Here is a 4,821-nt window from a genome sequence, read left to right as displayed (position 1 = left end):
TAGATTATTTCTCTACCTTTATGCATAAGGTAAATTAAATACTATCGTTCTTTTGTAACTACAGAACTACCATTACTAATACTTACTTTTTGAATCATAATTTCAGAACAAGATGATAAAATATCAGTACTGATTTGATTAGCAATAAATTCAAAATCTTGGTTGGTTAATCCCTGCGCAGTATCGCCACTTAAGTTAATAAAAATAGTTAGGGGTTGAGGATTACTGGAAGAGTGTTCATCATTTACTGGTTCTAGTTCAGCTTCTGCTATGCCTAAATTAAACTCTTTACTCCAAGCTGGAAACTCCTTACCAGTTTGTTGTCCGTAAACTTTCACTATTTCAATAGATGCAGCCCCTAAAGCCGTTAACCCTTTGCGGATAAATGGAACTAAAATTTCATGATTTAGTACTTGGGCAGATTCTAGTATTACCTCCAAGCAAGTATCTTGGAAAGCAACTTGTGCAGTGATCCCTTTGGGGTGTAAGTGGCGGTTCATCAGAGATGCGATCGCCTGTACATCTCCCTGTTTTGCAAGTTCCAGAATATTTGGCTGTGTCATAACCAGTAAAAGAGAAAATCTAAAAAAATAAACTTATATTCTCAGGATTCCCTCTTGACAGCCTTAAGTAACATTATGATGCAAGATATCAGCTAACCGGGGCTAAAATGTCTAGGATAAAGATAGTCATTCACAGATTTTTGCAAAAAATAGATTTTCCCTGTATCAACATCAAAAACTATTGTTTTTGTGCTTGCCATAACAGGATTAATATTAATTAGTTTAATTCCAATTCTCAATATGAAGTTTTATCGAGATCATGCTTGGCCCTCCACGCTGGAGGAAGCCATAGTTATCCAAGAAAAGCTGCGCGATCAAGTAATTACTGAGGATCAATTCCAAGAACCTATTCAGTACGTTGCTGGAGTGGATATGGGTTTTGAAGCTGATGGAACCATTAGCCGTGCAGCTGTTGCAGTACTGAGTTTTCCTGATTTGCAAGTAATTGAAACAAGCCTAGCACACCGTCCTACAACCTTTCCTTATGTTCCTGGGTTCCTCTCATTTCGGGAAATTCCAGCTGTTCTCGATGCCCTAGAGAAGATTAAAACAACACCAGATATTATCTTGTGTGATGGTCAAGGAATTGCCCATCCCCGTGGATTAGGTATAGCTAGCCATTTAGGGTTACTTATAGATATGCCGACAATTGGTGTAGCCAAGTCAAGGTTGGTAGGCAAGTATGAGGAATTGCCAGAAACAAAAGGCAGCAAGCAACCACTTATATATAAAGGTGAAACGGTTGGGGCAGTTCTACGCACACGCACAGGAGTAAAACCTCTCTACATCTCCAGTGGCCATCGAGTTAGTTTAGCTACGGCGATTGACTATGTATTACGCTGTACGCCCAAATATCGCCTGCCAGAAACGACGCGCATCGCTGATAAATTAGCGTCGGCTAAATAAAGCTTGTTGAAATTTTTTTAAAATACTTGCTTGTACCGACTCAAGCGTGTTAGGAATCGCACAGAAAGAAGTTGAAGTAGCTAAATACGATTTACGAAGTTAGAACAATGAGCGCACTAACTTTACAGTGGCACGATGCAGGGCAAGATAAAACTCAGAACATTTACGAGCAACAGCCAAGTAAAAATCTTGGCACTGTCCGCATCGGTCGCGATCCACTCCGGTGCGATATTGTTCTGAGTCACCCCACTGTTTCTGGTTTACACGTTGAAATATTTTTTCATCACCAGCAACAACGCTTTTATATTAGGAATTTGCGATCGCAAAATCCGCCCCTTATCGATGGACGGCAATTAGTCCAAGGTGAAATGCCTTTAACTCAGGGCACTAGTATCTCTTTGGGACAAATAAAACTCAATGTTACTAGCGTTTCCACAGGTAGTATTCCAGCAACAATTTTGCTGCCACCACATCCACCAGTAAATATTGGACATCACCAGTATTCACCAACACCCCTTGCACCACCGCCAGGAGTTTATGGCTTAGAATGCCCCAAATGTCATAAAGTTTCCCCAGGAGAAAATCTACAAATTGGCTGTCATTGGTGTGGAACATCTTTAGCTGCGGCGGTGAGTGTGTTGGTAGGAGGGAGTTAGGAGAGAGGCGATTAATCGCGTCTGTACAAGAGTTTTTTCCTATGCCCAATGACTAATGACTAATGACTAATGAACAAATCCAATTAAGTTGGGACGATCCAGCGACGGGTGAACGACGACAACCAAGGTTGAGTATGCCGATCGCTTTTGGTCGAGAATTCGTTCGCTTACCTGCTGAACTTAGGGGAGTGCGGGTTTCTCGGATGCTGCTTAACAGTAACGAAGTTTCTCGTTACCATGCCCTAATTGACTGGGAACAAGACCATCTAGTAGTGATTGACCAAGGCAGCGTTAACGGTGTATATGTCAACGGTCAACCACAAACGCGCAGTGTGGTGGTTAATGGCGATACGTTACAAATTGGCCCTTATATGATCACAGTGACATTTGCTGCTAACGTACCCGCACCAGATACCAGCCCTCCTTCAACGATTCATTTCAACGCAAATACCAATCTTCCAGACCCCAGCTTACCTGTAGCCCAGCCCATAACGCCGTTGACGAGTAATTTCCCGCCATTAGCGTTTCAGGCGGAAAATGTCGCTGTGCAAGCACTTCATGCTACAGGTCTACCAGTAGATGAATCTGATTATCTAGCGATCGGGGCAGGACTGGGTAGCTTTGTTTGGGCTGATTTGCTGCGAATTAGTGGTGTGCGTGCTGACAAAATTGTGGCTTTGGGATTAGAGGCGGAACCTTACGCTCGTTATAAACGCCTTTGTTTAAATTCGCAAATTCCCTTATATGAAAGACTGCGTTCTAATTCTGACTCTTGTCCTGATAATATTTGGGGCTGGCCTAGTTATGCCTTGCGTGAGGCTTGGCACGATTTCAGCAAGGGACAGATAAAATCAGCATTCAAGTATTTGTGGCAAGTGTTTGCTGAACCAACATTTGCAGAAACTTATACTCCCCGTGCGGGTAATGTCTTTGATTCCATAGATAGGGAGGCGAAACGCATTGGCTGGAATCAAATTTATCGCTATGGACGAGTTAGGGGAATTCGCAAAACTGATGATGGCAGATATTGTATAGCCTATTCTCGCGCCCCAGGAAATTATGCTTTTTTAGTTACTCGTTATTTACATTTAGCTACTGGGTATCCAGCAATTCAGTTTCTCCCAGATTTGCAAGCTTATAGGGAAAAATATCAAGATTTTAAATCTGTCGTCAATGCTTATGAAGCTCACGATCATGTTTATGAGCAACTAGAGCAACAAGGTGGTACGGTATTGATTCGGGGGCGGGGAATTGTGGCTTCGCGGATTGTACAGCGCATTTATGAAGCTAGAAAAAGAAATCGGAATATTGCAGTTTTGCATTTAATGCGATCGCCTAAACCTCAAGGCAACAAATTTCAAAATACCCAGCGCCTAGTCAAAAATCATTACGAATTTCAGCCCTTTAACTGGCCTAAAGCCTGTTGGGGCGGCGAACTCCGGGCAATGTTAGAAAAAGCGCCTCCGGATGAACGCAAACGTTTACTAGCAGACTGGGGTGGAACTACTACCGCCGACCGCCAAGACTGGCAGCAAATTACTGCCCAAGGGTTAAGCGAAGGCTGGTATCAAATTACCTTTGGAGAGGTTCTGGATGTAGAACGAGATGCCCAAAACCGGACTATTACTCGTATCCGAGAACAAAGCTTTGGGGAAATGAAATTGCTAGCTGATTTTATTGTTGACGCTACCGGACTGGATGCCAAGGTAGATGCTAATCCCCTAATAGCAGATTTGGTGAAACATTACAATCTTCCAGTGAATCACTTGGGGCGATTGACTGTAGCGAACAATTTTGAATTAGTAGAAATGCGTAGTGATAGAGGTCAAATGTATGCTGCTGGAGCTATTACTTTAGGTGGCCCTTATGCAGCAGTTGATAGTTTCTTGGGCTTGCAATACGCCGCATTAGTCGCCGTTGATGGACTCGCCGCCACCCGTGCGCCTGGAGTGCATCGTTTGAATACTATAAGTTCCTTTAGGCAGTGGTTGAAGTGGGTGTTAAATCAGTCACCTTAGTTTAAGAAGGCAGAAGGCATAAGAAATACAGTATTTACTTGACTGTTTTGAGTACCAAATCCCAAATTTGAGGTTCAAAGACTCAACATTCGAGTAAAAAGGTGCAACGTTCGAGTAAAAAGGCTCAACGTTCGAGTAAAAAGGTGCAACGTTCGAGTAAAAAGGTGCAACGTTTGAGTAAAAAGGTGCAACGTTCGAGTGAAAAGGCTCAACGTTCGAGTAAAAAGGTGCAACGTTCGAGTTCAAAGGCTCAACGTTCGAGTGAAAAGGCTCAATGTTCAAGTTCAAAGGCTCAACGTTCAAGTTCAAAGGCTCAACGTTCAGGTTCAAAAGCTCAAAGGCTCAAGTTATGGGCGATACCTTCAGTCCGCGTGCGATTCAAATTGCAGGTTAACAGCACAAGTCAGTTAAAACTGACTCAAATTAACTAAAATTTAGTCCGTTCAAACGGACTTAAGCTATCCCGTCTCGGAATTGATTCCGAGACGGGATAGCAACGAAGCAAAAAATTTGCCTTTGCCAGTAAGCCTACTTTGTTTTTTCGCTTGTCGGGCGTACTAAAGTTTTAACTAAACCCGTAATCGCCACAATCACAGAGGCAATTCCCCCAATCGACAATGAAGTTAAAATTGCCGCCGCCAGAATAATTTCAGTCGGACTGTATCCATCTCGCATCCA

5 protein-coding genes are annotated in these 4,821 nt (G+C 42.8%); 4 read left to right on the top strand and 1 reads right to left on the bottom strand.

Features of this window, described 5'->3' with window-relative positions; genetic code table 11:
• Positions 1 to 41 precede the first annotated feature (41 nt).
• Positions 42 to 563, bottom strand: a complete 522-nt coding sequence (locus VE944_RS20840; protein WP_324981278.1) for a hypothetical protein — start codon at positions 561 to 563, stop codon at positions 42 to 44.
• Positions 564 to 803: 240 nt separating this feature from the next.
• Between VE944_RS20840 and nfi the strand changes: the two genes are divergently transcribed.
• The 4 genes from nfi (at position 804) to VE944_RS20820 (ending at position 4,574) form a co-directional block, all read left to right on the top strand.
• Positions 804 to 1,469 carry a deoxyribonuclease V gene (gene nfi / locus VE944_RS20835; RefSeq protein ID WP_324981276.1) on the top strand — a complete coding sequence of 222 codons (666 nt, stop codon included), beginning with the start codon at positions 804 to 806 and terminating at the stop codon, positions 1,467 to 1,469.
• A gap of 107 nt (positions 1,470 to 1,576) precedes the next feature.
• Positions 1,577 to 2,125, top strand: coding sequence for an FHA domain-containing protein (locus VE944_RS20830; RefSeq protein ID WP_324981273.1), 549 nt, complete (start codon positions 1,577 to 1,579; stop codon positions 2,123 to 2,125).
• A 62-nt stretch (positions 2,126 to 2,187) separates the two neighbouring features.
• A complete protein-coding gene (locus VE944_RS20825; protein ID WP_324981270.1) occupies positions 2,188 to 4,143 on the top strand; it encodes an FHA domain-containing protein in 1,956 nt (651 codons plus the stop codon).
• A 101-nt stretch (positions 4,144 to 4,244) separates the two neighbouring features.
• Positions 4,245 to 4,574, top strand: coding sequence for a hypothetical protein (locus VE944_RS20820; protein WP_324981268.1), 330 nt, complete (start codon positions 4,245 to 4,247; stop codon positions 4,572 to 4,574).
• Positions 4,575 to 4,821: the final 247 nt, after the last annotated feature.

It is taken from the genome of Nostoc sp., assembly GCF_035638895.1.
GTDB lineage: Bacteria > Cyanobacteriota > Cyanobacteriia > Cyanobacteriales > Nostocaceae > Nostoc.
Note: the sequence above shows the minus strand (reverse complement) of the source record. Positions and strands in the feature narration are given on the sequence as shown.